Here is a 24014-nt window from a genome sequence, read left to right on the forward strand (position 1 = left end):
CCGTTCTCGGTGGTGCTGTTCGATGAGATCGAGAAGGCCCACCAGGACATCTTCAACTCGCTGCTGCAGATCCTGGAGGACGGTCGTCTGACCGATGCCCAGGGGCGGGTGGTGGACTTCAAGAACACCGTGATCATCATGACGACCAACCTTGGGTCCAAGGACATCTCCAAGGGCGTGTCGATGGGGTTCGCGCGGCAGAACGACGAGCAGGGCTCCTATGAGCGGATGAAGGCCAAGGTGTCGGAGGAGCTCAAGCAGCACTTCCGGCCCGAGTTCCTCAACCGTGTCGATGACACGGTGGTGTTCCACCAGCTCACGCCCAAGGAGATCATCCAGATCGTGGATCTGATGATCGCCAAGGTCGACCAGCGGCTCCACGACCGCGACATGGGCATCGAGCTGCGCCAGGAGGCCAAGGACCTGCTGGCGATCCGGGGCTACGACCCGGTGCTGGGAGCGCGGCCGCTGCGCCGCACCATCCAGCGCGAGATCGAGGACACCCTGTCGGAGAAGATCCTCTACAACGAGCTCAAGCCCGGCCAGATCGTCATCGTCGGCACCGAGGGCTTCGACCCCGACAACACCGACACCGCCGAGAACGCCAAGTTCACCTTCAAGGGCGTGCCCAAGTCCACGTCAGTGCCCGACGCGCCGTCCCCGGGCACGGTCGCGCGTTAGCCGCACGGTGCAGGCACGGGAAGCAGACCCGCGGCGCGCGCTCGTGATCGGAGGGCTGGGCGCGATCGGCGGCGCCGTGGCCCGGCGGTTGGGGGGCGCCGGGTGGGAGTGCCTGGTGGCGTCGCGGTCGCCGCGGGCCGACATCGGCCTCGACATCGAAGACGAGGCCTCGGTCGTCGCGGCGGCGGCGGCGTGCCCCCCGCTGGACGCGCTCGTCGTCGCCACGAACCTGGAGCCGAGCGCCTCGCTCGCCGAGCTGACCGGGCGGCACGCGACGGCGATGTTCGCCACGCATGTCACCGGTCCGCTCCTGTTCATCAGGAGCGCACGTCATCTGCTGGCGAAGGGGTCGAGCATCGTCTTCCTCTCGTCCCCGGCCGCCTACCGCGGAAGCTACGACCCGTGTTACGCGGCGGCGAAAGGGGCCACGATCGCCCTGGTCCGGACGCTGGCGAAGGAACTCGCGCCGGACGTCCGGGTCAACGCCCTGTCCCCCAGCATCGTCGAGGACTCCCCCGTGGCCCGGCGCATGACACCCGACTTCCGGGCCCGCCATCGCGAGGCCTCCCTGCTGGAGCGGACCCTGTCGATGGACGAGTGCGCCGACGCCGTCGTCTTCCTCGTCTCCCATCCGCACGTGACGGGGGCGACCCTGCATCTGAACGGCGGCGAGTTCCTCGGGGCCTGACGGGCTACTTGTCCTCGAACTCGGCTTCCAGCGCGTCCAGATGCTGGGTCCAGAACCCGCGGAAGCGCTCCAGCCACGTGTCGATCTCCCGCAGGGTCGCGGAGTCGACGGCGTAGAGGCGGTGGGCACCCCGCGCCCGGACCGTCGCGAGCCCGCTCTCCCGCAGCACGCGCAGGTGCTGGGACACCCCCGGCTGCGAGATCCCGAACTCGGCCTGGATGACCGCGGCGATGGCGCCGGAGGTCTGCTCGCCGTCGGCGAGCAGCTCCAGGATCCGGCGCCTCACCGGGTCTCCCAGGACATCGAACACGTGCATCACGCTATTATTTCGACGCGACTTATATAAGTCAATGGCTAAACAATGCGGCGGGTCCCGGCACCGGGCCGGAGCCGAGGCCGGTTGCGGCCAGGGCCGCCGGCGCGGGACGCCGCGGCCGGGGCGCCGGTCCACTACCACGGCACGCCCGTCGCGGCTATATTTTTTTGTAGCGCACCCGCTGACCGCGCTCATTCCAGCGCGACGCCTCCGGCGCACCGGCCGGGGCGTTCGCCCGCCGTGGATGGAGAGGTGGCCCGATGGAGCTCAGCGCCTCCGCGCACGTCGACACGTTCTGCCGCGACAACCTGCCTCCCCGCGACGAATGGCCCGACTTCGACTTCACGATCCCGGAGGTCGCCTACCCCGACCGGCTCAACTGCGCGCACGTCCTGCTGGACGAGACGGTGAGGGCGGTGGGCGCCGACCGGCCCTGCCTGCGCACCCCCGGCGGCCTCCTGTGGACCTACGGCGACGTGCTGCGGCGGGCGAACCAGGTGGCCCGCGTGCTGGTCGACGACCTCGGGCTGGTGCCCGGCAACCGCGTGCTGCTGCGCGGGCCGAACAACCCGTGGCTCGCCGCGGCCTGGCTCGGCGTGCTCAAGGCGGGCGGCGTGGTGATCACGACCATGCCGATGCTGCGCGCGCGGGAGCTGACGACCATCGCCGAGCTGGCCGGGCCGAGCCTGGCGCTGTGCGACCACCGCTTCCTGGACGACCTGGCCGCGGCGCGGACTCCCGGGATGCGGACCGTGCCCTACGGCTCGGACGACGCCGGCGACCTGGTGTCCCGGGCGGCGACCAAGGACGGCGTCTTCGAGGACGTCGACACCGCGGCCGACGACGTCGCGCTGCTGGCGTTCACCTCGGGCACCACCGGACGCCCCAAGGCCACGATGCACTTCCACCGCGACGTGCTGGCGATCGCCGACACCTTCTCCCGGCACCTCCTCAAGCCCGTTCCGGACGACGTCTTCGCCGCGTCGCCGCCGCTGGGGTTCACCTACGGGCTGGGCGGGCTGCTGGTGTTCCCGCTCCGGGCGGGCGCCTCGGCCCTGCTGGTCGAGAAGGCGGCCCCGGCCGAGCTCGCCGAGATCACGGCCGGGCACGGCGTGACGGTGCTGTTCACCGCGCCGACGACCTACCGCGCCATCCTGGCCGCCGGGCTGGCCGGGCGGCTGGCCGGGGTGCGGCGCTGCGTCTCGGCGGGCGAGCACCTCCCGGCGGCGGTGTGGAGGGCGTTCCACGAGGAGACGGGCGTGCGGATCATCGACGGGATCGGCTCGACGGAGATGCTGCACATCTTCGTCGCGGCCGCCGACGACGACATCAGGCCCGGCGCGACGGGCGTCCCGGTCCCCGGCTACCGGGCGGCCGTGGTCGACGCCGCCGGCCGGCCGGTGCCGGACGGGACCCCCGGGCAGCTCGCGGTGCGCGGCCCGACCGGCTGCCGCTACCTCGCCGACACCCGGCAGAAGGCCTACGTCCAGGACGGGTGGAACATCACCGGCGACACCTACGTCCGCGACGCCGACGGCTACTTCTGGTACCAGGCCCGCAGCGACGACATGATCATCTCGTCCGGCTACAACATCGCCGGACCCGAGGTCGAGCAGGCGCTGATCGAGCATCCGGACGTGCTCGAATGCGGAGTGGTCGGCGCCCCCGATCCCGACCGCGGCGCCGTGGTGACGGCGTTCGTGGTGCTGCGCGACGGGGTCGAGGGGGACGCGGACAAGGCCGCCGAGCTGCAGGACTTCACCAAGCGGACGATCGCCCCGTACAAGTACCCGAGGTCGGTCCGGTTCGTCGGCGAACTCCCCCGCACCACCACCGGCAAGCTCCAGCGCTTCCCCCTGCGGGAGATCGTCGGAGGCGCCCGGTAGGGGCCGGAGCGGCGGCGCCGGTGCCCGCATCCGGCGGGCGCGGTCGCGCCGGCGGGTCACGCCTCCGGGCCGGGCTCGGCGCGCCCGGCCCGAAGGGCGTCTACAGTCCCCGGCCGCGCCGGTAGTCGGCGACGACCAGGTCGGTCAGCTCCTGCAGGGACGTCTCGGACGTCGGCCTGTCGAAGGAGATCCGGCCGTGCTGCAGCAGGTTGACCCGGTCGCACACGTCGAGGACCTGCGCGTAGTTGTGCGCGATGATGATGATCGACACCTCGCCGCGCTCCTTGAGGTCGCGGACGAGGTCGAGGATCATCGTGCCCTCCTTGGCGCCCATCGCGGCCAGCGGCTCGTCGAGCAGCAGGATGCGGGCGTCGGAGTAGACCGAGCGGGCGACCGCGATCGCCTGCCGCTGGCCGCCGGACAGCTTGGCGACCTCGACGTCCACCGACGGGATCCGCACCCCCATGTCGGCCAGCTGGCGGGCGGCCCGCCGGCGCATCGCGCGGTTGCTGAGCAGCGGCCAGCGCACCAGCTCCCGGTTGAGGAACATGTTGTGGTAGACGCTGAGCTCGTTGACCAGAGCGAGGTCCTGGTAGACGGTGTCGACGCCGAGAGAGCGGGCGTGGTCCACCGAGCGCGGGCTCACCTCCGTCCCGTCGATGAGGATGCGTCCGGAGTCCGGCCGCTGGAAACCGCTGATGATCTTGATGAGGGTGGACTTCCCGGCGCCGTTGTCGCCGATGAGGCCGAGCACCTCGCCCTTGCCGAGGCGCAGCGTGACGTCGGCGAGGGCCTCCACGCCGCCGAAGCGCTTGCTGATGCCCTCCACCCGCAGAGCGTCGCTCATGAGCGCCCCGCCCTTCGCAACCGGGCCAGGTGGACGTTCAGCACCATCGAGATGATGATCGCCGACCCGAGGATGATGTTGAACGGGTTGGCGCTGATCCCGATGAGGTTGAAGCCGTTCTGCATCTCGGCCAGCACCAGCGCGCCGAGCAGCGCGCCGACCACGGTCCCCGAGCCGCCGGCCAGGGCGGTGCCGCCGATGACCGCCGCCGAGACCGCGATGAACATCGCGTTCGACCCGCCCGAGCTCGGATCGATGGAGCCGACCCGGAAGGCCTCCAGGATGCCGGCGAACGCGCCGAGCGCCCCGGTGAGCATGAAGTTGCCGATCTTGATACGGCCGGTGCGGATGCCCGCCTCCGCGGCGCCGAGCGGGTTGCCGCCGGTCGCGACCGTGTGCAGTCCCCACCGGGTGCGGGTGAGCACCAGGTGGAAGAAGACCACGATCACCAGGCACCAGGTCAGCTCCGCCCAGGGGGCGCGCCCGAACCAGCCCGCCAGGCCGTCGGCCGCTTCGGGGATCTGCGCCGGGTAGGCGTGGGAGGTGGTGAGCATGATGCCCTGCACCAGGAACATCGAGCCGAGGGTGGCGACGAACGACGGCACCCTCAGCACAACTGTCACCAGCCCGTTGCCGAGCCCGATGAGCGCCCCGGCGAGGACCGCGAGCACGATCGCGATGATCGGGTAGACGCCGGAGAAGTCGACCATGTAGTGCATGAGGAAGGGCGCCAGCGCGAAGACCATGCCGACCGACAGGTCGATCTCGCCGCTGACGAGCAGGAACACCTCGCCGACCGCGATGATGGCGTAGGGCGCGGTGCCCTGGGAGACGTTGACCAGGTTGTCGTGGCTCAGGAAGACCGACTTGGCGGTCTGGAAGTAGATCAGCAGTCCGAGCGCCACCAGGAGGATGGTCGCCTCCCGGCGGCGCAGGAACGCGTCGGTGGCGAGGCCGGGCAGCCCCCGGGCACGCCGCCGCGGTGGCGTGCCCGGGGCCGCTGCCTGGTCCCGTACGGTGCTCTCGCTCACTCCGTCCTCCTCGTGTCAGACGTGAGCGATGGCGCCGGACCGCGGCACCAGCTGCTGGGCCGGGCTGGACCCCTCGTACCGTGTCTTGGTCGACAGGTACGGGCCGACGGTCTGCTTGTTGACGAAGGTCAGGCCGGTGTTGGTCATCGGGGGGAAGACCAGCCCGCCGGACAGCTTGTAGAACCAGAGGGCCATCACCGGCAGGAATCCCTGCAGGTACGGCTGCTGGTCGATGGTGAAGTCCAGGTCCCCGGACTTGACGGCGGCCAGCGTGCCCGGGGTGAGGTCGAACCCGCCCGCGACCACGCCCTTGCCCTTGAGGCCGTACTTCTGCATGACCTTGCCGATGGCCTCGGTCGAGCCGGCGTCCACCGCGAACATGCCCTTGATGTCCTTGTGGCCCTGGGCGTAGGCGTCGACGGTCGACAGTTCCTTGGGCACCTCGGCGCCGGTGGCCACCGAGGTGAACTTGATCGGCTTGCCGGACGCCTTGATGGCGTCCTGGGCGCCGTCGATGCGCGGCTGGATGTTGAGCGAGCCCGGGGTGGCGATGAAGCCGACCGCGTCTCCCCCGGACATCAGCCCCGCGATCTTGGCGCCGAGCTGGTAGCCGGAGGTGTACAGGTCCTGGCCGATGTAGGAGAGCCGGCTGCTGCCGGGGTCGTCCTTGGCGCCGTCGGCGTTGTAGGACACCACCGGGATCCCGGCCTTCAGCGCGTTGTCCACCGGCTGCCGGAAGGCGGCCTTGTCCACCACGGCGACCGCGAGCCCGTCGGCCTTGCCGGAGATGGCCGCGTTGGTGGCGCTGACCATCTCCGGCACCGCCGAGTTCTGCGAGCCCGTCCATTGGAACGAGCAGCCCAGCAGGGCGCAGGCGTCCTGCGCGCCGTACTGCGTCGGCGTGAAGAACGGGTTCGTGGTGACGTGGTTGACGAACACGAACTTCCAGTTCGGCGTCTTCGGGAAGTGCCCGGGCCCGCCCGCTGCCGAGGACGAGCTCTTGTTGTCCGAGGAGCAGGCGGCCAGCAGCGCCGAAGCGGCCGCCGTCGCGCTGACCAGGCCGGCGCCGCTGAGCAGCCGGCGCCGGGTGGGCTCGCTCAGGCCGAGAGTGTCGACGGCCTCCTCGACCGCCGGATCGATGCGCTCCATGTCAGGCTCCGAACTGGTAGACGGTCGTGGAGTGGTAGGTCTGGCCGGGGTCGAGCTCCGTCGAGGGGAAGCCCGCCTGGTTCGGCGAGTCGGGGAAGTGCTGGGTCTCCAGCGCGAACCCGTCGCCCTGCCGGTAGACGCGGCCGCCGGTGCCGACCAGCGTGCCGTCGAGGAAGTTGCCCGAGTAGAACTGGAGCCCGGGCTGGTCGGTGGAGATGGCCAGGGTGCGGCCGCTGGCGGGATCCTGGACGCGCGCCGCGACCTTCCAGCCGGAGCCGTCGAGGGCGAAGTTGTGGTCGTAGCCCTGGCCGTGGAGGAGCTGGTCGAAGCCGGTCCGGATGCGGGCGCCGATCGCGGTGGGCCGGGTGAAGTCCAGCGGGGTGCCGTGCACCGGGGCGATCCGGCCGGTCGGGATGAGCTCCGCCGAGCCGACGGGGGTGTACCGGGAACCGTTGATCTGGAGCCGGTGGTCGTAGACCGTGCCGCTGCCCTCTCCCGACAGGTTGAAGTAGGAGTGGTTGGTGAGGTTGACGACGGTCGGCTTGTCGGTGGTGGCGCGGTAGTCGAACCGGATGGCGTTGTGCCGCGTGACGGAGATGGTGACGTCGGTCTTGAGGGTGCCGGGGAATCCCTGGTCGCCGTCAGGGCTGGTGTGGGACAGCCGGAGCGCGACGCCGCCGCCGGTCGTGACCGGGATCGCGGACCAGACGCGCTGGTCGAAGCCGGTCGTGCCGCCGTGCAGCGTGTTCCCGTTGTTGTTGGTGGTCAGCTGGTACGCGTGCCCGTCGAGCGTGAACCGGCCCTTGGCGATGCGGTTGCCGTACCGGCCGATGAGCGCCCCGAAGTAGGTGCTGTTCTTGGTGAGGTAGTCGGAGAGGGTCGGGAAGCCCAGGGTGACGTTGGCGAGCCTGCCGTGCCGGTCGGGCGTCTCGATGGTCTGGATGATGCCGCCGTAGGTGATCACCCGGATGCGCATCGAGCCGTTGGTCAGGGTGTAGCGCCAGACCTTGGTGCCGTCGGGCATCGTGCCGAACAGGTCCTTGCCGATCCCGGGCTTGAGGTGGCGGCCGGACGCCGTGGACGAGGGGGCGAATCCGCCGATCGCGGCGCCGGCGAGCACGGCCAGCGCGACCAGCCTTACCGCGAAGCGTGATCTGGTCATGGGACGGGTTTCCTCACAGATCTCGGGGGTGGGGGGTCCTGGCGGCTAGAAGCCTTGCGCCAGGCGGTGGTACGCCTGGTTCCAGCGCATCTCGCGGCGGAACCGGGCGACGTCGGTCTCGCCGTCGATGACGAGCAGTTCCACGCCCGTCATCTCGGCGAGGTCGGTCAGGATCTCGATGGTGACCGCCTGGGACAGCACCGTGTGGTGCGGTCCCCCGGCCGACAGCCACGCCTCGGTCGAGGTGCGGAAGTCCGGGCGGGGCGCCCACACGGCCCGGGCCACCGGCAGCCGTGGCAGCGGCTCGGGGGGTGTCACCAGGTCGATCTCGTTGGCGACCAGCCGGAACCGGTCGCCGAGGTCGGCCAGCCCGACGACGAGACCCGGTCCCGGCGCCGCGTCGAACACGAGCCGGACCGGGTCCTGCCGTCCCCCGATGGACAGCGGGTGCACCTCGCAGGCGGGCACGCCGGCGGCGATGGAGGGGCAGACCTCCAGCATGTGGGCGCCCAGGACGAGCTCCCTGCCCGGCACGAGGTGGTAGGTGTAGTCCTCCATGAAGGAGGTGCCGCCGGGCAGTCCCGCGGCGGCGCTCTTGAGGGCCCGCAGCAGCAGGGCCGTCTTCCAGTCCCCCTCGGCGCCGAAGCCGTGGCCGTCGGCCATCAGGCGCTGCACGGCGATGCCCGGCAGCTGCGTCAGCCCGCCGAGGTCCTCGAAGTTGGTGGTGAACGCCTGGTAGGACCCGGCGGTGAGGAAGTCGCGCAGCCCGAGCTCGATGCGCGCGGCGTCGCGCAGCGCCGGGTGCCGTTCGCCGCCGGACCGCAGTTCCGGGACGACGGCGTACGCCTGCTCGTACTCCTCGGCGAGCTCGCCGACCCGGTGGTCCGGCACCGCGTCGACGGCCGCGACGAGGTCGTTCACGCCGAAGGCGCTGACCGAGGCGCCGAACCGGATCTGCGCTTCGACCTTGTCGCCCTCGGTGACGGCGACGTCCCGCATGTTGTCGCCGAAGCGGGCGAGCCGCAGCGTCCGCAGGTCGGCGCAGCCCCGGGCGGCCCGGACCCACGAGGCGATCCGCGCGCGCACCGCGGGGTCGGTGGTGTGCCCGGCCACCGTGGTGCGCGCCGTGCCGAGCCGGGTCTGGACGTGGGCGTGCTCCCGGTCGCCGTGCGCGGCCTGGTTGAGGTTCATGAAGTCCATGTCGATGCTCGCCCACGGCAGCGCCACGTTCGCCTGGGTGTGCAGGTGCAGCAGCGGCTTGAGCAGGGCGTTCAACCCGGCGATCCACATCTTGGCGGGCGAGAACGTGTGCATCCAGGTGATGACCCCGACGCAGTCGTCGTCCGCGCTCGCCTGGAGCATCGTCCGCCGGATGGCCTCCGCGCCGGTGAGCACCGGGCGCCACCGCACCGCCGCCGGGATGCCCGGATCCTCGTCCAGGGCCCGGGCGATCCGCTGCGACTGCTCGGCGACCTGGCGGAGCGTGTCCTCGCCGTACAAGGACTGGCTTCCGGTGAGGAACCAGATGGTCGGTGCCATCGCTGGGCTGCTCCCTTCGCGGGTCAAGGACGCTGTCCGTAGACGTTCTGGTAGCGGTGGTGCAGGCGGTCGATGTCCTCGGGCCGCAGCGGGACGGGGTCGCCGAGCTGGCGGGCGAGGTGCACCGCGCGCGCCGCGTCCTCGCACATCACCGCGGCCTTGACCGCGGCCCGCGCGTCCGCGCCGATGGTGAAGACGCCGTGGTTGCGCATGATCACCGCTGGGGAGCGGTGGCCCCGGAGCGTGCCGACGACGCCGCGCCCGATCGAGTCGTCGCCGATGGGCGCGAAGGGGCCGAGGGGGATCTCCGCGCCGAACTCGTCGGCCATGGCCGTGAGGACGCAGGGCACCGGCTCCCCGCGCGCGGCCCAGGCGCAGGCGTACGCGGAGTGCGTGTGCACCACCCCGCCGACCTCGGGCATGTGCCGGTAGACGTAGGCGTGCGCGGCGGTGTCGCTCGAAGGCCGCAGTTCGCCCTCGACGACCCCGCCTTCGAGGTCGCAGACCACCATCGCCTCCGGGGACAGGTCGTCGTACGAGACGCCGCTGGGTTTGATCACCATCAGGTCGCGGCCGGGCACCCGGGCGGAGACGTTGCCGGCCGTCCACACGACGAGTCCGTACCTGACGAGTTCGGCGTGCAGATCGCTGACGGTCCGCCGCAGCGCGCGGACCGCCTCGTCGTGCGTGCCGGGCATCACAGGTCCCCTTCCGAGCCGAGCGCGTCGTTGCGCAGCCGGCGCAGCCGGTGCAGGATCTCGCTGCTCCCGCCGCCCCGGGCCGCGAAGTGGTCGTGCAGTTCGCGGTACTCCGCGTAGAGGAGGTCGTAGGCGCGGGACCGGACCGGATCCGGCGCGTAGGCCGCGGTGACCACCCGGCCCATCGCCGCCGAGGCCTCGGGCACGTCCCGGTAGGCGCCCGCCGCGACCGCGGCGTGGATGGCGGCGCCGAGCGCCGGCGCCTGGTCGGAGGCCGCGATGGAGACCGGCCGGCGCAGGACGTCGGCGTAGGTCTGCATCAGCGCCGCGTTGCGTTTCAGCCCGCCGGCGACGACGAACTCCTCGACCGGGACCCCGGCCGCCTCGAAGGCCTCGACGATGACCCGGGTGCCGTAGGCCGTCGCCTCCATGAGCGCGCGGTAGACCTCCTCCGGCCGGGTGGCCAGGGTCATTCCCGCGATCACGCCCGACAGGTGGTGGTCGACCAGGACCGAGCGGTTGCCGCCCATCCAGTCCAGGGCCACCAGCCCGTGCGAGCCGACGGGCGCGTCCGCGGACGCCGCCGCCAGTTCGGCGTGGTCCCGTCCGGTCATGCGGGTCCACCAGGCGAAGACGTCGCCGACCGCGCTCTGCCCGGCCTCGTAGCCGTAGGCCCCGGCGGTGATGCCGCCGTCCACGACGCCGCAGATTCCCGGCACCTCGGCGAGGACCGCGCTGTTGACCACGTGGCAGGTCGACGTCCCCATGATCGCCAGCAGCCTGCCGTCGCCGACCGCGCGGGCGGCCGGCGCGGTCACATGGGCGTCGACGTTCCCGGCGGCCACCGCGACGCCCTCCGGCAGGCCGGTCAGGCGGGCCGCCTCGGCGGTCAGCGTCCCCACCCGCGACCCCAGCGGGGAGAGCGGATGGGCCAGCCGCGTGGCCGCGAAGTCGGCGAAGCCGGGGTGCAGCGCGGCCAGGTAGCCGGCGGAAGGGTAGCCGCCGTCCTGGTAGAGGCCCTTGTAGCCGGCCGTGCAGGCGTTGCGCGTCTCGCAGCCGGCCAGCTGCCAGACGATCCAGTCCGCCGCCTCGACCCAGCGCTCCGTAAGCCGGTAGGTGTCCGGGTCCTCCTCCAGGACTTGCAGCGCCTTGGCGAACTGCCACTCCGAGGAGACCCGCCCTCCGTACCGCGCGATCCACTTCTCCCCGCGCTCGTGCGCCAGCGCGGTGATGCGGTCGGCCTGCGGCTGCGCCGCATGGTGCTTCCACAGCTTCGGCCAGGCGTGCGGCCGGGCGGACGTCTCCGGGAGCTCGCACAGCGGGGTGCCGTCCGACCGGACGGGAAGCACCGTGCAGGACGTGAAGTCGGTGCCGATCCCGATGATGCGCGCCGGGTCCACCCCGGCCTCGGCGACGGCCGCGGGGACGGCGGTGCTGAGCACTGCCCGCCAGTCCGCGGGACTCTGCAGCGCCCAGTCGGGCGGGAGCGGCTCCCCCGTGCCGGGCAGGGCACTCTCGATCACCGCGTCGGCGTAGTCGTGGACGGCGCCGCCGAGCTCGGCGCCGTCGGCGACCCGGACGACGACCGCCCGGCCGGACAGCGTGCCGAAGTCGACGCCGACGACGCAGGCGGCCTGCTCGTTGTTAGCGCTCACAATTTCCTCATCGCTGGAGTACGGGGGCATCGGTCGGGTCAGGGGCGCGGGGCCGGCCGGGCGCTGGACCTCACCACCAGCTCCGGCGGGATCAGCACATTCCCCGGCGGCCCCGGGGAGCCGCCCAGGCGCTGCACCAGCAGCTCCAGCGAACGGCGGCCGAGCTCGCCGAAGTCCTGGCGCACCGTGGACAGCGGCGGGATGAAGTAGGCGGCCTCCGGGATGTCGTCGAAGCCGACCACGCCGACGTCCTCGGGAACCCGGCGGCCGGCCTCGTGCAGGGCGCGCAGGACGCCCAGGGCCATGTGGTCGTTGGCGCAGAACACGGCCGTGACCGCGGGGTCCTCCGCGAGCCGCCGGCCGGCCTCGTAGCCCGACCGGGCGCTCCAGTCACCGGTCAGCGTCTCCGGCACCGCCGCTCCGGCCTCGGTCAGGGTCGCGCGCCAGCCGTCGGCCCGGCCGACCGCGTCGAGCCAGGTCACGGGGCCCGCGACGTGGTGGACGGTGCGGTGCCCGAGATCGAGCAGGTGGCGGGTGGCCGCCACGGCGCCGGCGCGCTGGTCGATGGCCGCCATCGGAACCCCCGCGGTCGGCCCGCACCCGGCCCCCACCAGCGGCACGAGCCGGCCGGCCTGCGCCAGCACGTCGTTGGTCGAGATGTGCGGGGCGATCACCACGACGCCTTCGACGGCCTGCTCCGCCAGCCGTCCGACCGCGTCCAGCAGGGCGCGCTGCGTGATCGCCCGCAGGCTGACGATGCTGACGAAGAAGTCGGCGTTCCGGGCGGCCTGCTCGATGCCGTGCAGCATCGAGGCCGGGCCGTAGAGCGTGGACTCGAAGCTGACCACGCCGAGCGTCCTGGAGCGCCGGGTCACCAGGGTCCGGGCCGCCGAGTTCGGCCGGTAGCCGAGCTCGGCGATGGCCGCCAGCACCCGGGCGCGGGTCCGCGCCGAGACGTTCGGGTGGTCGTTGACCACCCGCGACACCGTCTGGTGCGACACCCCCGCCAGCTGGGCGACGTCGGCCATGATCGGTGGATTCGACGAGCCGTGGTCCGCCACCGTCTCCTCCTCCGCCCTCGCGCCGGCGCCCGGCATCTGATGCGTAGGGCCGATTGTGAGCGTGAACATTTCGTCCGTCAAGACCCAGAACGCAAGCTTTCACCGCCGGGCCCGCGAGGTCCGGGCTCCTGGCGCTCGCGCAAGAAAAACGGACTAAAAGCACGAAACCGGGTACATCTCGGACGTACCCATTGTGGACACCCGTGACGTCCGAGGACGGGGGCGACGAGCACGGGCCGCCGTTCCGGGCGCCTGCGAGCCGACCCTCCACCTGGAAGGAGAGGACGTGGCTGACACCAATCGAGGCGTCGTGTACCAGGGGCCGGGCGAGGTCACGGTCGAGGACCTGGACTTCCCCAAGCTCGAACTGGCCGAACAGGGCGGGCGCAAGCTGCAGCACGGCGTCATCCTGAAGGTCCTGGCGACCAATATCTGCGGCTCCGACCAGCACATGGTGCGCGGCCGGACGACCGCGCCCGCCGGGCTGACGCTCGGCCACGAGATCACCGGCGAGGTGATCGAGACGGGCCGGGACGTCGAGTTCATCAAGGAGGGCGACCTCGTCAGCGTCCCGTTCAACATCGCGTGCGGCCGCTGCCGCAACTGCAAGGAACGCAACACCGGCGTGTGCGAGAACGTCAACCGGGAGCGCCCGGGCGCCGCCTACGGCTACGTCGACATGGGCGGCTGGCACGGCGGCCAGGCCGCGTACGCGGTCGTCCCGTACGCCGACTTCAACCTGCTCAAGTTCCCGGCCGACCGCGACACCGTGATGGAGAAGCTGCCCGACCTGGCGATGCTGTCGGACATCTTCCCCACCGGATACCACGGCGCCTACACCGCCGGCGTCACGACCGGTTCGACCGTGTACGTGGCGGGCGCGGGACCGGTCGGCCTCGCGAGCGCCACCGCCTGCCTGCTGCTCGGCGCCGCCGTCGTCATCGTCGGCGACATGAACGCGCAGCGGCTGGAGCAGGCCCGCGGCTTCGGCTGCGAGACGATCGACCTGTCGGAGCACGGCGACGTCGGCGCGCAGATCGAGCAGATCCTCGGCGTCCCCGAGGTGGACGCCTCCGTCGACTGCGTCGGGTTCGAGGCGCGCGGCCAGGGGCACGAGGGAGCGAGGACGGAGCAGCCGGCGACCGTCCTCAACACGCTCATGGAGGTCACCCGCACCGCCGGCGGGCTCGGCATCCCCGGCCTGTACGTCACCGGGGACCCGGGCGCGTCGGACGAGAACGCGAGGGTGGGCCAGCTCGGGCTGCGGATCGGCCTCGGCTGGGCCAAGTCGCAGTACATCGTCACGGGCCAGTGCCCGGTGATGAAGTACAACCGGCAGCTGATGATGGCGATCCTTCACGACCGGGTGCAGATCGCCCAGAACGTCAACGCGTCGGTCATCCCGCTCGAGCAGGCGCCGCAGGGCTACGCCGAGTTCGACCGGGGCGCGGCGCGCAAGTACATCCTCGACCCGCACGGCCTGGTGGGGGCCGCGGCCTAGCTTCGACGGCGATGCGCGGCACCGCCGCCATGGCGGCGGTGTGCGGATTCACCGCAGAGCGACCCGGCGCCGGGCGACGACCAACCGACGGCCGTCGCCCGGCTCCCGGAGCCTGCCGTCCGCGGCGCGCGTCGGCTGGCGGGACTCGTTCACTCGCCTGGCCTCCAGAAGGTGCGGGTCAGTCCCGGCGCTCCCCGGCCAGCGCGGGAAGCGGCGGGACGGTTTCAGCGAGCCAACCGCCGGCGTCGGCGGTGAAGTGCGGGGCGGCGTCGGTCTCCCACCACGACCGGATCGCCGTGGTCGTCACCTGGTCCCCGGTCCGGCGGTCGGTGTAGGTCACCGGCCGCTCCCCCGTCCGCCGCACCGTGACCCGCCCGCGCTTGCAGCCTGCCGGGTAGTCGTTCCAGTTCACCCCGGCCTCGCTCCACAGCAGCTCCTGCATCTCGCCGGTGCCGATCTTGTGGAGCCGCTTGTGGGAGAAGTGCGCCTGCGCCGCCATCGAGATGCTGTTCCGGACGGCGTCGCGCTGCCGCCACAGGAAGTAGTTCGCGACGTCCACCTGGCCCGGGATCGTGAACACCCGCGCGTCGAACGTCGCCCGGGACGCCGGCGGCGCACCACTCGCGGGCGCGTACGCGTCGTTGAACGCGACCGTCGCCGTCGACGCCGCGACCGAGGCCATCTTCTGGATCACCCCGCCGAACCACGGCTCCGTGCCCGTCCCCGCGAAGTCGCTCAGCAGCACCGAGCACTCGTCGGACTGGGTGAAGGCGAACACCGCACCCGACATGTCCGCGCAGAGGGCCTCGGCGACGGTGTTCATCGCGGCCATGACGGCGTCGTCGAACGGCCGGTCCGCGTGCCGGAGGAACGAATGGAACGACCGGCCGTCGACCCGCACGACCGTGTAGGTGCGGCGCGGCAGGATCGTGCGGGTGGCCTGCTCGTACGCCTTCATCCGGTCACCGAGCGCCGTGGTGTCACTCACCGGCCACTCCAGCGGTGAGGCGGCGGGCCGCCGGGGTCGGTGTTGGACGGCGGGGCGGTGGAGGCGCCGGGATCTTCGGCCATTCTTTGTCCTTTGGCGGCGGCAGGGTCTCATGGGGGTTACGGCTTTTTATCAGCGTTTGCGCCCAGCCCCCAGTCATTCCTCCGGGCTCGACGGCTCGTCCACCGTGCGGGTGGTCGTCGCTTCGGGGCTCTCGGTTTCCGTTCCGGGCGGTCGGCGGGGCGGTAACCAGTACTCGGCGGCTCTGCCCGGCCCGCCGCGGCGGCCTGGGAAGCGGTGCGATTCCTCGTCTGGTTCGCCGACAGCGCAGGCCTGGTCGGCTCGCCGCGCGGGGCGTTCGAGACGTTCTGGGGCCCGGCAGACCGGACGCTTCCGGAGCCGTTGGATCAGGGGTAGTTCTTGGGGCCGTACATGCGCAGGACGAGCGCATGCAGGTTGGTGCGGAACTCTTCGAGCGTCTCGGGCGAGATGGCGGACTCGTCCGGGGCGGCCCGGGCCGGTGAGTGGTCGCTGTGCAGCATCCCGCCGGTGATGAAGCCCGCGACCGACCAGATGATCGTCCAGGTGACGAAGTCGGTCTGGACGTCCTCCGGCGCCATGGGGCCGACCGCGTCGGTGACCATGGTGATGATCGGTCCGCGGTATCGGACGTCGAGTTCGGCGGTGGCCGACGCGTCGCCCATCCAGCGGTGCATCCACAGCATCGAGGTGTGCGGGTTGCTGACGTGGAAGTCCAGGTAGGCGTCCGCCAACTCGGTCAGCCCCGCCGGCGTGCGAGGAGTCGAGGCCAGCGCGGCCTGCACCATTTGCACCTCGGCCTCATGCACTCGCAGCATCACGGTCTTGTACAGCTCGGTCTTGCCGCCCGTGAGCGCCGTGAGCGTGGCGGTGTCCACCCCGGCGGCTTCGGCCACCAGCTCGACCGGGGTCCCGTCGAAGCCAAGCTCGGCGAAGAGCCTGGTAGCGACGTCGACGATCCGCTCCACGGCGAGGTTCTCCTCCACACACCCAACGTAACCGATGAGGTGCGGGGGTGTGGAGCCGGGAAGACGGCCGGGGCGCCTGGGCGTCTTCGAGCAGGCGGCCCGGCCGTCTGTACAGGTCGGCTGCTACCTGACGGGGAGGCCCGTGACGGTGCGGCCGATCACCAGGCGCTGGATCTCCGAGGTGCCCTCGAAGATGGTGAAGATCTTGGAGTCGCGGTGCATGCGCTCGACCGGGTACTCGCGGGTGTAGCCGTTGCCGCCGAGGATCTGGATGGCCTCCTCGGTGACGTGGACCGACATCTCGCTGGCCATCAGCTTGGCCATCGAGCCCTCGGCGTTCTCGAAGTCCTTGCCGGTGCGGGCCATCCAGGCGGCCCGCCACACCATGAGGCGGGCGGCGTCCAGGCGGCACTTCATGTCGGCCAGCTTGAAGGCGACGGCCTGGAAGTCTCCGATCTTCCTGCCGAACTGCTCGCGCTCCCGCGCGTACTCGAGGGCGTAGTCGTAGGCGGCGCGGCCGACGCCGAGGGCCATGGCCCCGACGGCCGGGCGGGTCGTCTCGAAGGTCTTCATCGCGGCCTGGCCCTTGGAGCTCTTGCCCTCGCGGCTGCGCGCGATGCGCTCGTCGAACCGGTCCTTGCCGCCGACGATCAGGTGGGACGGGATCCGGACGTCGTCCAGGATCACCTCGGCGGTGTGGGAGGCGCGGATGCCGTGCTTCTTGAACTTCTGGCCCTGCCGCAGGCCCGGGGTGTTCGGCGGGACGATGAAACTGGCCTGCCCGCGGCTGCCGAGGTCGGGGTGCACCGAGGCGACGATCACGTGGACGTCGGCGATGCCGCCGTTGGTCGCCCAGGTCTTGGTGCCGTTCAGCACCCACTCGTCCTTGGCCTCGTCGAACACGGCGCGGGTGCGGATCGAGCCGACGTCGCTGCCCGCGTCGGGCTCGGAGGCGCAGAACGCGCCGAGCTTGATGTCGTCGGCGCTGCCGAACATCTGCGGCACCCACTCGCTGACCTGCTCCGGGGTGCCCACGGCGGCGACGGACGCGGCGGCGAGGCCGGTTCCCACGATCGACAGGGCGATGCCCGCGTCGCCCCAGAACAGCTCCTCGAACGCCACCGGGATGCCGAGCCCGGTCGGCTCCAGCCACTGGGTGGCGAAGAAGTCGAGCGAGTAGATGCCGACCTTGGACGCCTCCTGGATCAGCGGCCAGGGGGTCTCCTCGCGCTCGTCCCACTCCTCCGCGGCGGGGCGGATGACGTCCTTGGCGAACTCGTGCACCCAGTCCCTGACCTCGCGAACGTCCTCGCTGGGCTCCAGCGAGAACGGCGTCTGCTCCGCGCTCGTCATGATTAATTGACCCTCTCTCCAATATCGCGTGTTACCAACGGTAGCACCATTCGGAGTTACCACGGGTAACACGCGGGCGGGCGCCGCCGTCCGCGCCGGGCCACGGGTCAGGACACGCCTGTCACTCGGCGGCGTGCCGGTCCAGGAACTCGTAGACGTCGGCCTCGTCGACACCGGGGAACGCCCCCGGCGGGAGGACCGAGAGGACGTGCGAGTGGGCGCGCGCCGACGGCCACGCCATCCCCTCCCACCGGTCCGACAGCGCCTTCGGGGGACGCTGGCAGCAGTCGCCGTCCGGGCAGGCCGACCTGACCCGCCGGGTCGTCTCCCGGCCGCGGAACCAGCGGGAGTCCTCGAACCGGACGCCCAGCGTGATCGCGAAGTCGCGCTCGTGACTGGGGTCGATGTGCGACAGGCACCAGTACGTCCCGTTCGGGGTGTCGGTGTACTGGTAGTAGACGGAGAAGCGGTCCGCGGCGCCGAACACGTGCCGCCCGGCCCACTCCCGGCACATCCGCTGGCCCTCGATCGCGCCGTCCTCGTCCTGGGGGAAGGCCAGGCCGTCGTTGGCGTACGCCTTGTAGATCGTGCCGTTCTCGTCGTTCTTGGTGAAGTGCAGCTGGAGGTCGAGGTGGTGGGTCGCGACGTTGGTGAAGCGGTGCGCGGCCATCTCGTAGGAGACGGAGAAGACGTCCGCCAGGTCCTCCACCGACAGCTCCCGGGCGGCCTTGGCCTCCTGCAGGAACGGGACGACACTGCGCTCGGGCATCAGGATCGCGGCGCCGAAGTAGTTGGCCTCGACGCGCTGGCGCAGGAAGTCGGCGAAGTCGCGCGGCTGGTCGTGGTCGAGGGCGATGTGCCCGAGGGTCTGGAGCAGGATCGTCCGCGGCGTGTGCATGCCGAGCTGCTCGCGCTCCAGGTAGATCCGCCGGTTGCGCAGGTCGGTGATCGACCGGACCGAGCGCGGCAGGTCCTGGACGTACTGGAGGCTGAAGCCGAAGTGCCCGACCAGCGTCATCAGCAGCCCCTGCGAGACCGCGCCGCGCCGGTACCCGACCGCGTCGAGGGTCTGGGACGCGACGTGCTCGATGTCGGCGAAGTGGTTGCCGCGCTCGTGCATCTGGCGGCGCAGCTCGGCGTTGGCCTTGCGGGCCTCCTCGGGGCTCGCGGTGGGCTTGGTGCGGCTGCGCCGGAGCTCGCCGTACAGCGCGAGGATGTGCTCGATGACCTCGTTCGGCATGCGCTTGCCGACCTTCAGGTGCGACAGGCCGAGCGTCCGGTACAGCGGGTCGCGCTGCGCCTCCTCCAGCTGGATCTCCAGCTGGGCGCGCCGGCTGGGGGGCTGGCGGCGCAGGAGCTCCTCCACCGGGCATTCCAGCGCGGCGGCGAGGGCCTGCAGCAGCGACAGCTTGGGCTCGCGCCGCCCGTTCTCCAGCAGGGAGAGCTGGGACGGGGCGCGGCCCACGCGCTCGCCGAGCTCCGACAGCGTCAGGCCGCGGGCGCGCCGCAGATGGCGGAGCCGCTGCCCGAACGTGACGAGATCAACGTCGCTCGTCAAGTTGAGAGGTTCTTCTGTCCGCAAGGTCGTCACAGCTTCATCATAGCGGAAATATCGCACTTCTTTCGTTACTCGCCAGTTCATAACGGGCTTGCACCGGGGGCATAGTCGTGAGCAAGCACCCAGGGGACGACACGGAAGGGCGAGAAGATGAGCGACAGTCGCCTCAAGGGCGCAGCCGAGGAGCTGCAGCGGCAGTGGGAGTCCGACCCGCGTTGGAAGGGCGTCGAGCGGACCTACACGGCCGAGGACGTCGTCCGGATCCGCGGATCGGTCCAGGAGGAGCACACTCTCGCGCGTCTCGGCGCCGAGCGGCTCTGGACCCTCCTGCACGAGGAGGACTACGTCCACTCCCTCGGCGCGCTGACCGGGCTGCAGGCCGTCCAGCAGGTCAAGGCCGGCCTGAAGGCCATCTACCTGTCCGGCTGGCAGGTCGCGGCGGACGCCAACCTGGCGGGCCAGACCTACCCGGACCAGAGCATCTACCCGGCGAACTCGGTTCCGGCCGTCGTGCGCCGCATCAACAACGCGCTGCTGCGCGCCGACCAGGTGCAGTGGGCCGAGGGTGAGGGCGACACGCACTTCCTCGCCCCGATCGTGGCCGACGCCGAGGCCGGCTTCGGCGGCGTGCTGAACGCCTTCGAGCTGATGAAGGGCATGATCGCCGCGGGCGCCGCGGGCGTGCACTGGGAGGACCAGCTGGCCTCCGAGAAGAAGTGCGGCCACCTCGGCGGCAAGGTCCTCATCCCGACCTCGCAGCACGTCAAGACCCTCAACACGGCCCGCCTCGCGGCGGACATCTCCAACGTGCCGTCTCTGATCATCGCGCGGACCGACGCCGAGGCCGCGACCCTGATCACGACGGACGTGGACGAGCGCGACCGCGAGTTCACCACCGGCGAGCGCACCGCCGAGGGCTTCTACCGCGTCCGCAACGGCATCGAGCCCTGCATCGCCCGCGCCAAGGCCTACGCGCCGTACTCCGACCTCATCTGGATGGAGACCGGCACCCCGGACCTGGAGCAGGCGCGCCGGTTCGCCGAGGCCGTGAAGGCCGAGTACCCGGACCAGATGCTGGCCTACAACTGCTCGCCCTCCTTCAACTGGAAGGCGCACCTGGACGACGCGACCATCGCCAAGTTCCAGCGCGAGCTCGGCCACATGGGCTTCAAGTTCCAGTTCATCACCCTGGCCGGGTTTCACGCGCTCAACTACGGCATGTTCGACCTGGCGCACGGCTACGCCCGCGAGGGCATGACCGCCTACGTCGACCTCCAGGAGCGCGAGTTCGCGGCGGCCGAGAAGGGCTTCACCGCGGTCAAGCACCAGCGCGAGGCCGGCACCGGCTACTTCGACATGGTCAGCACCGCGATCAACCCGGACTCCTCCACCACCGCGCTGAAGGGCTCGACGGAAGAGGGCCAGTTCCACTGACCCACGCCGGCCGGCGCCGCCGGCCCCGCTCTCCGGCCTGATCCCCAGGACCCCTAAGGCCCCCGCGTTCCTACACCCGCGGGGGCCTTACGGCGTCCCGGCACACCCCCGCGCCGTCCCTCTCACCACCCTCGTGCGTCCCTCACGTTCCGGCCACATTCGGCAACGGATCTCGACAAACGCCGCCGGGCGGGCGCATCGTGAGCCCCGCTAGTCGATCTCTCTGAGAGGACCCCTGATGGCGCGTGACCCCCGGTTCATCCGGTCCCGGGCGATCCCCGGCTGGATGCTTCCGCTCGCCGTCGCCGCGGTGAGCGTCGTCGCGCTCGCGCCCGCCGCCTCCGCGGACGGGCAGGGCCAGTACGGGCGCTTCACCCCCGGCGCCCCCGGCGTCGGCGACTCCTACTTCCCGTTGGAGGGCAACGGCGGCTACGACGTCCGCCACTACTCGCTGGACCTGCGCTACGACCCCGACTACGACCAGCTCGACGGCACCGTGACCGTGACCGCGCGCGCCACCCAGAACCTGTCGCGGTTCGACCTCGACCTGTCCGGGATGGACGTCGACAAGGTCTGGGTCGACCACGGCCAGGCCCGCTACCAGCGGCGCGGCCAGGAGCTGGTCATCACGCCCCGGCACGGGCTGCGCAAGGGCCGGACCTTCACCGCGGTCATCAGGTACGGCGGCGTGCCGCAGACCATCGTGGGCTCGCCGATCGTCTTCGGGTCCCCCTACGGCTTCCTGCACACCCCCGACGGCGCGTTCGTCGGTGGCGAGCCGAACGGCGCCAGCACCTGGTTCCCCGTCAACGACCACCCGAGCGACAAGGCCACCTACGACTACACGATCACGGTGCCGAAGGGCCTGACGGCCGTCGCCAACGGCCGCCCGGCGGGGCACCGCTCCGCCGTCGCGGGCTTCAGCCGCCGCGCGTCCAAGACCCCCGCCGAGGTCTTCAAGTGGCGCGAGGACAGCCCGATGGCCAGCTACCTCACCACGATCGACATCGGCAGGTGGGACGTGAGGCAGGGCCGGACGCCGCGCGGCGTCCCCAACTACACGGCCGTCGACCCCGAGCTGCTCGCCGCCCAGCCGGACGCGGTGAGCTTCTTCTACGACACCACCAGCGAGGTCACCGACCTCTGGTCCAAGACGTTCGGGGAGTACGCGTTCGGCAGCACCGGCGCGATCGCCGACGACGCCCGCTTCAACGGCCAGCCGCTCGGGTTCTCCCTGGAGACGCAGAGCAAGCCCGTGTACTCGGCCGTGCGGAGCACCGGCACGATCGCGCACGAGCTGGCGCACCAGTGGTACGGCGACGCGGTCTCGCCCGCGCGGTGGAAGGACGTCTGGCTGAACGAGAGCTTCGCCACCTGGGCCGCGTGGTACTACACCGAGGTGCGCGGCGGCCGCTCCGTGCACGACGCGGCCCGCGCCACCTACGCCGCCCGCCCGTTCCCCGACGCGGCGGGACGCCCGTACTGGTCGGTGCTGACCGCCGACCCGCAGCGCGACACCATGTTCAACGACCGCGTGTACAGCGGCGGCGGCATGATGCTGCAGTTCCTCCGGGAGAAGATCGGTGACGACAGGTTCTTCACCCTGCTCCGGACGTGGTACGCGCAGCACAAGTACGGCAACGCCAGGACCGAGCAGTTCACGGCGCTGGCGCAGCGGGTCGCCGGGCAGGACCTGAGCGGGTTCTTCAAGGACTGGCTCTACTCCCCCGTCAAGCCCGAGATCCCGCAGGGCTGAGCACGTCCCGCACGTGGACCGGCCCCCGGCGCGACCCGCCGGGGGCCCGTCTATGTGCGAAAGTACGTGGTCGCGGGTGGGGCGCCCGTCTAGGCTTCCGGCAAGTGGGCGTCCTTCCGTGGGTGTGGTGGTACGGGTTCCGCCGTCACACCGCCTATCCGCTCGGGTCCCTGACCGAGTCGCTCACCAACATGATGTTCGGCTTCCTGCGCGCCTACGTTCTGCTGGCGCTGTGGGAGGTCCGGCCGTCGCTCGGCGGGTACACGGCCGCCGACGCCGTGACCTTCTGCTTCGTCACCCAGGCGCTGATCGGGCCGGTGCAGATCTTCGGCGGGATGGAGCTGACCGAGCGCATCCGCAACGGCGACGTCGCGATCGACCTGCACCGCCCCGCCGGGCTGCAGAGCTGGTGGCTGGCCCACGACCTCGGCCGCGCCGCGAGCTCGCTGGTGCTGCGCTCGGGACCGCCGCTGCTGGCGGGCGCCCTGGCGTTCCCGTTCCGCTGGCCGGGTCCGGCGCACCTGGCCGCGTTCGCGGTGGCGCTGGTCCTGGCGACGTTGGTGAGCTTCGGGCTGCGCTACCTGGTGGCGATGGGGATGTTCTGGCTGCACGACGACCGGGGTTTGAGCGCCGTCACGCTCGTGATGTCGCTGTTCTTCTCCGGGATGATCCTGCCGCTCGTCGTGTTCCCCGGGCGGCTCGGCCGGACCGCCGAGCTCCTGCCGTGGGCGGCGCAGATCCAGGTGCCGGCGGACGTGTTCCTCGGCCGGTACGGCGGCGCCGGCCTGGCCGGCGCGCTGGCGTTCCAGGCGGGGTGGGCGGCCGTCCTGCTCGGGGCGGGCGCGCTGGCGACGCGGGCGGCGCGGCGCAGGCTGGTGGTCCACGGTGGCTGACCCCGCGGCGCCCGGCGCGCTGCGCGTGTACGGGCTGCTCGCCTGGACGTGGATCCGGGCGGCGGCGCAGTACCCGGTGTCGATGGTGCTGCTGGGCCTGGCCACGGCGGTCGTCTCCGTCCTGGACGCGGTCGCCATCATGGTGCTGTTCTCGCGGGCGCCGCGCATCGCCGGGTTCGGCGTGTCCGAGGTCCTGTTCCTGTACGGCACGTCGGCCCTGTCCTTCGCGCTCTCCGACATCGTCCTCGGGTCGACCGAGCGGCTCGGGGCGCACGTGCGGGAGGGGACGCTGGACGCGATGCTGGTGCGCCCGGTGAGCCCGCTGGTCCAGATCGCGACGGAGGGGTTCACGCCGCGGCGGCTCGGCAAGCTCGTCCCGGCCGTGCTGGTGCTCGGGTACGCGCTCGGCCGCCTGGACGTCCACTGGACGCCGGGCCGGCTCGCGATGGTCCCGGTCATGGTGCTGTCCGGGGCGGCGATCTTCGGCGGGCTGTGGGTGCTGACGGCCGCGGTCCAGTTCGTGCTCGTCGACAGCCACGGGGCGAGCAAGTCGCTCACCTACGGCGGCGCGTTCCTCACCCAGTACCCGATGACCGTGTTCGCCCGCGACCTGGTCCGCGGGGTGACGTTCGTCGTGCCGCTGGCGTTCGTGAACTGGCAGCCCGCGCTGTACGTCCTGGACCGTCCGGACCCGCTCGGGCTGCCGGGCGCGGCGCGGTTCGCCTCCCCGGCGGTCGCCGCGGCGCTGTGCGCGGCGGCGGCGGCCGCGTGGCGGGCCGGCCTGCGCCACTACCGATCGACAGGGAGCTGA

The 24014-nt window shown here is 71.6% G+C and carries 21 protein-coding genes; 8 read left to right on the forward strand and 13 right to left on the reverse strand.

What is annotated here, in order from left to right; translation table 11 throughout:
* Together AB0C87_RS23260 and AB0C87_RS23265 are read left to right on the forward strand one after the other, a co-directional pair.
* Nucleotides 1–681: AAA family ATPase (locus tag AB0C87_RS23260; RefSeq protein ID WP_360579448.1), on the forward strand; the 681-nt coding region annotated here is incomplete at its 5' end.
* Nucleotides 682–724: 43 nt separating this feature from the next.
* On the forward strand, nt 725–1369 hold the full coding sequence (locus AB0C87_RS23265) for an SDR family oxidoreductase (RefSeq protein ID WP_345175965.1): 645 nt from the start codon (nt 725–727) through the stop codon (nt 1367–1369).
* A 4-nt stretch (nt 1370–1373) separates the two neighbouring features.
* On the opposite strand, the gene AB0C87_RS23270 is transcribed toward AB0C87_RS23265, so the two are convergent.
* The gene (locus tag AB0C87_RS23270) at nt 1374–1685 is read right to left on the reverse strand and encodes a metalloregulator ArsR/SmtB family transcription factor (protein WP_345175967.1); all 312 of its coding nucleotides are present in this window, start codon (nt 1683–1685) and stop codon (nt 1374–1376) included.
* Between the two features lie 260 nt (nt 1686–1945).
* Here AB0C87_RS23270 and AB0C87_RS23275 point away from each other — a divergent pair, with 260 nt between their 5' ends.
* Nucleotides 1946–3571, forward strand: coding sequence for an AMP-binding protein (locus tag AB0C87_RS23275; RefSeq protein ID WP_353834293.1), 1626 nt, complete (start codon nt 1946–1948; stop codon nt 3569–3571).
* 100 nt (nt 3572–3671) lie between these two features.
* On the opposite strand, the gene AB0C87_RS23280 is transcribed toward AB0C87_RS23275, so the two are convergent.
* Genes AB0C87_RS23280 through AB0C87_RS23315 form a run of 8 tightly spaced genes read right to left on the reverse strand, consistent with a single transcriptional unit; the run spans nt 3672 to nt 12713 of the window.
* On the reverse strand, nt 3672–4418 hold the full coding sequence (locus tag AB0C87_RS23280; RefSeq protein WP_179848675.1) for an ATP-binding cassette domain-containing protein: 747 nt from the start codon (nt 4416–4418) through the stop codon (nt 3672–3674).
* Nucleotides 4415–5449 carry an ABC transporter permease gene (locus tag AB0C87_RS23285; RefSeq protein ID WP_345175971.1) on the reverse strand — a complete coding sequence of 345 codons (1035 nt, stop codon included), beginning with the start codon at nt 5447–5449 and terminating at the stop codon, nt 4415–4417. Before AB0C87_RS23285 ends, AB0C87_RS23280 begins: the two co-directional genes overlap by 4 nt.
* A gap of 15 nt (nt 5450–5464) precedes the next feature.
* On the reverse strand, nt 5465–6598 hold the full coding sequence (locus tag AB0C87_RS23290) for a sugar ABC transporter substrate-binding protein (RefSeq protein WP_345175973.1): 1134 nt from the start codon (nt 6596–6598) through the stop codon (nt 5465–5467).
* A 1-nt stretch (nt 6599) separates the two neighbouring features.
* A complete protein-coding gene (locus AB0C87_RS23295) occupies nt 6600–7760 on the reverse strand; it encodes an aldose epimerase family protein (RefSeq protein ID WP_345175975.1) in 1161 nt (386 codons plus the stop codon).
* 45 nt (nt 7761–7805) lie between these two features.
* Nucleotides 7806–9299, reverse strand: a complete 1494-nt coding sequence (gene araA, locus AB0C87_RS23300) for an L-arabinose isomerase (protein WP_345175977.1) — start codon at nt 9297–9299, stop codon at nt 7806–7808.
* Between the two features lie 23 nt (nt 9300–9322).
* Entirely contained in the window at nt 9323–9997 is a 675-nt protein-coding gene (locus tag AB0C87_RS23305; RefSeq protein WP_360579451.1) for an L-ribulose-5-phosphate 4-epimerase, read from the reverse strand.
* Nucleotides 9997–11682: a ribulokinase gene (locus tag AB0C87_RS23310; protein WP_360579453.1), complete on the reverse strand. Its 1686-nt coding sequence runs from the start codon at nt 11680–11682 to the stop codon at nt 9997–9999. The genes AB0C87_RS23305 and AB0C87_RS23310 overlap by 1 nt, the downstream gene beginning before the upstream one ends.
* Nucleotides 11683–11690: 8 nt before the next feature.
* Nucleotides 11691–12713: a LacI family DNA-binding transcriptional regulator gene (locus tag AB0C87_RS23315; protein ID WP_360579455.1), complete on the reverse strand. Its 1023-nt coding sequence runs from the start codon at nt 12711–12713 to the stop codon at nt 11691–11693.
* A gap of 286 nt (nt 12714–12999) precedes the next feature.
* Here AB0C87_RS23315 and fdhA point away from each other — a divergent pair, with 286 nt between their 5' ends.
* Nucleotides 13000–14214: a formaldehyde dehydrogenase, glutathione-independent gene (gene fdhA / locus AB0C87_RS23320; protein WP_345175982.1), complete on the forward strand. Its 1215-nt coding sequence runs from the start codon at nt 13000–13002 to the stop codon at nt 14212–14214.
* 178 nt (nt 14215–14392) lie between these two features.
* Here fdhA and AB0C87_RS23325 read toward each other — a convergent pair whose 3' ends face one another.
* The 4 genes from AB0C87_RS23325 to AB0C87_RS23340 form a co-directional block, all read right to left on the reverse strand.
* A complete protein-coding gene (locus AB0C87_RS23325) occupies nt 14393–15202 on the reverse strand; it encodes a tRNA(His) guanylyltransferase Thg1 family protein (protein WP_360579458.1) in 810 nt (269 codons plus the stop codon).
* Nucleotides 15203–15609: 407 nt separating this feature from the next.
* Nucleotides 15610–16227, reverse strand: a complete 618-nt coding sequence (locus tag AB0C87_RS23330) for a TetR/AcrR family transcriptional regulator (RefSeq protein ID WP_345175987.1) — start codon at nt 16225–16227, stop codon at nt 15610–15612.
* 105 nt (nt 16228–16332) lie between these two features.
* On the reverse strand, nt 16333–17562 hold the full coding sequence (locus AB0C87_RS23335) for an acyl-CoA dehydrogenase family protein (protein ID WP_345175988.1): 1230 nt from the start codon (nt 17560–17562) through the stop codon (nt 16333–16335).
* Nucleotides 17563–17683: 121 nt separating this feature from the next.
* On the reverse strand, nt 17684–19120 hold the full coding sequence (locus AB0C87_RS23340) for a helix-turn-helix domain-containing protein (protein WP_345175990.1): 1437 nt from the start codon (nt 19118–19120) through the stop codon (nt 17684–17686).
* 150 nt (nt 19121–19270) lie between these two features.
* Between AB0C87_RS23340 and aceA the strand changes: the two genes are divergently transcribed.
* From aceA to AB0C87_RS23360, 4 genes are all read left to right on the forward strand, one after another.
* A complete protein-coding gene (gene aceA, locus AB0C87_RS23345; RefSeq protein WP_345175993.1) occupies nt 19271–20554 on the forward strand; it encodes an isocitrate lyase in 1284 nt (427 codons plus the stop codon).
* A 238-nt stretch (nt 20555–20792) separates the two neighbouring features.
* Nucleotides 20793–22310, forward strand: a complete 1518-nt coding sequence (locus tag AB0C87_RS23350; protein WP_360579460.1) for a M1 family metallopeptidase — start codon at nt 20793–20795, stop codon at nt 22308–22310.
* A 104-nt stretch (nt 22311–22414) separates the two neighbouring features.
* Nucleotides 22415–23203, forward strand: coding sequence for an ABC-2 family transporter protein (locus tag AB0C87_RS23355; protein ID WP_345175996.1), 789 nt, complete (start codon nt 22415–22417; stop codon nt 23201–23203).
* The gene (locus AB0C87_RS23360; RefSeq protein ID WP_345175999.1) at nt 23196–24014 is read left to right on the forward strand and encodes an ABC-2 family transporter protein; all 819 of its coding nucleotides are present in this window, start codon (nt 23196–23198) and stop codon (nt 24012–24014) included. The genes AB0C87_RS23355 and AB0C87_RS23360 overlap by 8 nt, the downstream gene beginning before the upstream one ends.

Origin of the sequence: Actinomadura sp. NPDC048021 (assembly GCF_040653135.1) — a bacterium.
Classification (GTDB): Bacteria; Actinomycetota; Actinomycetes; order Streptosporangiales; family Streptosporangiaceae; genus Spirillospora; species Spirillospora verrucosospora.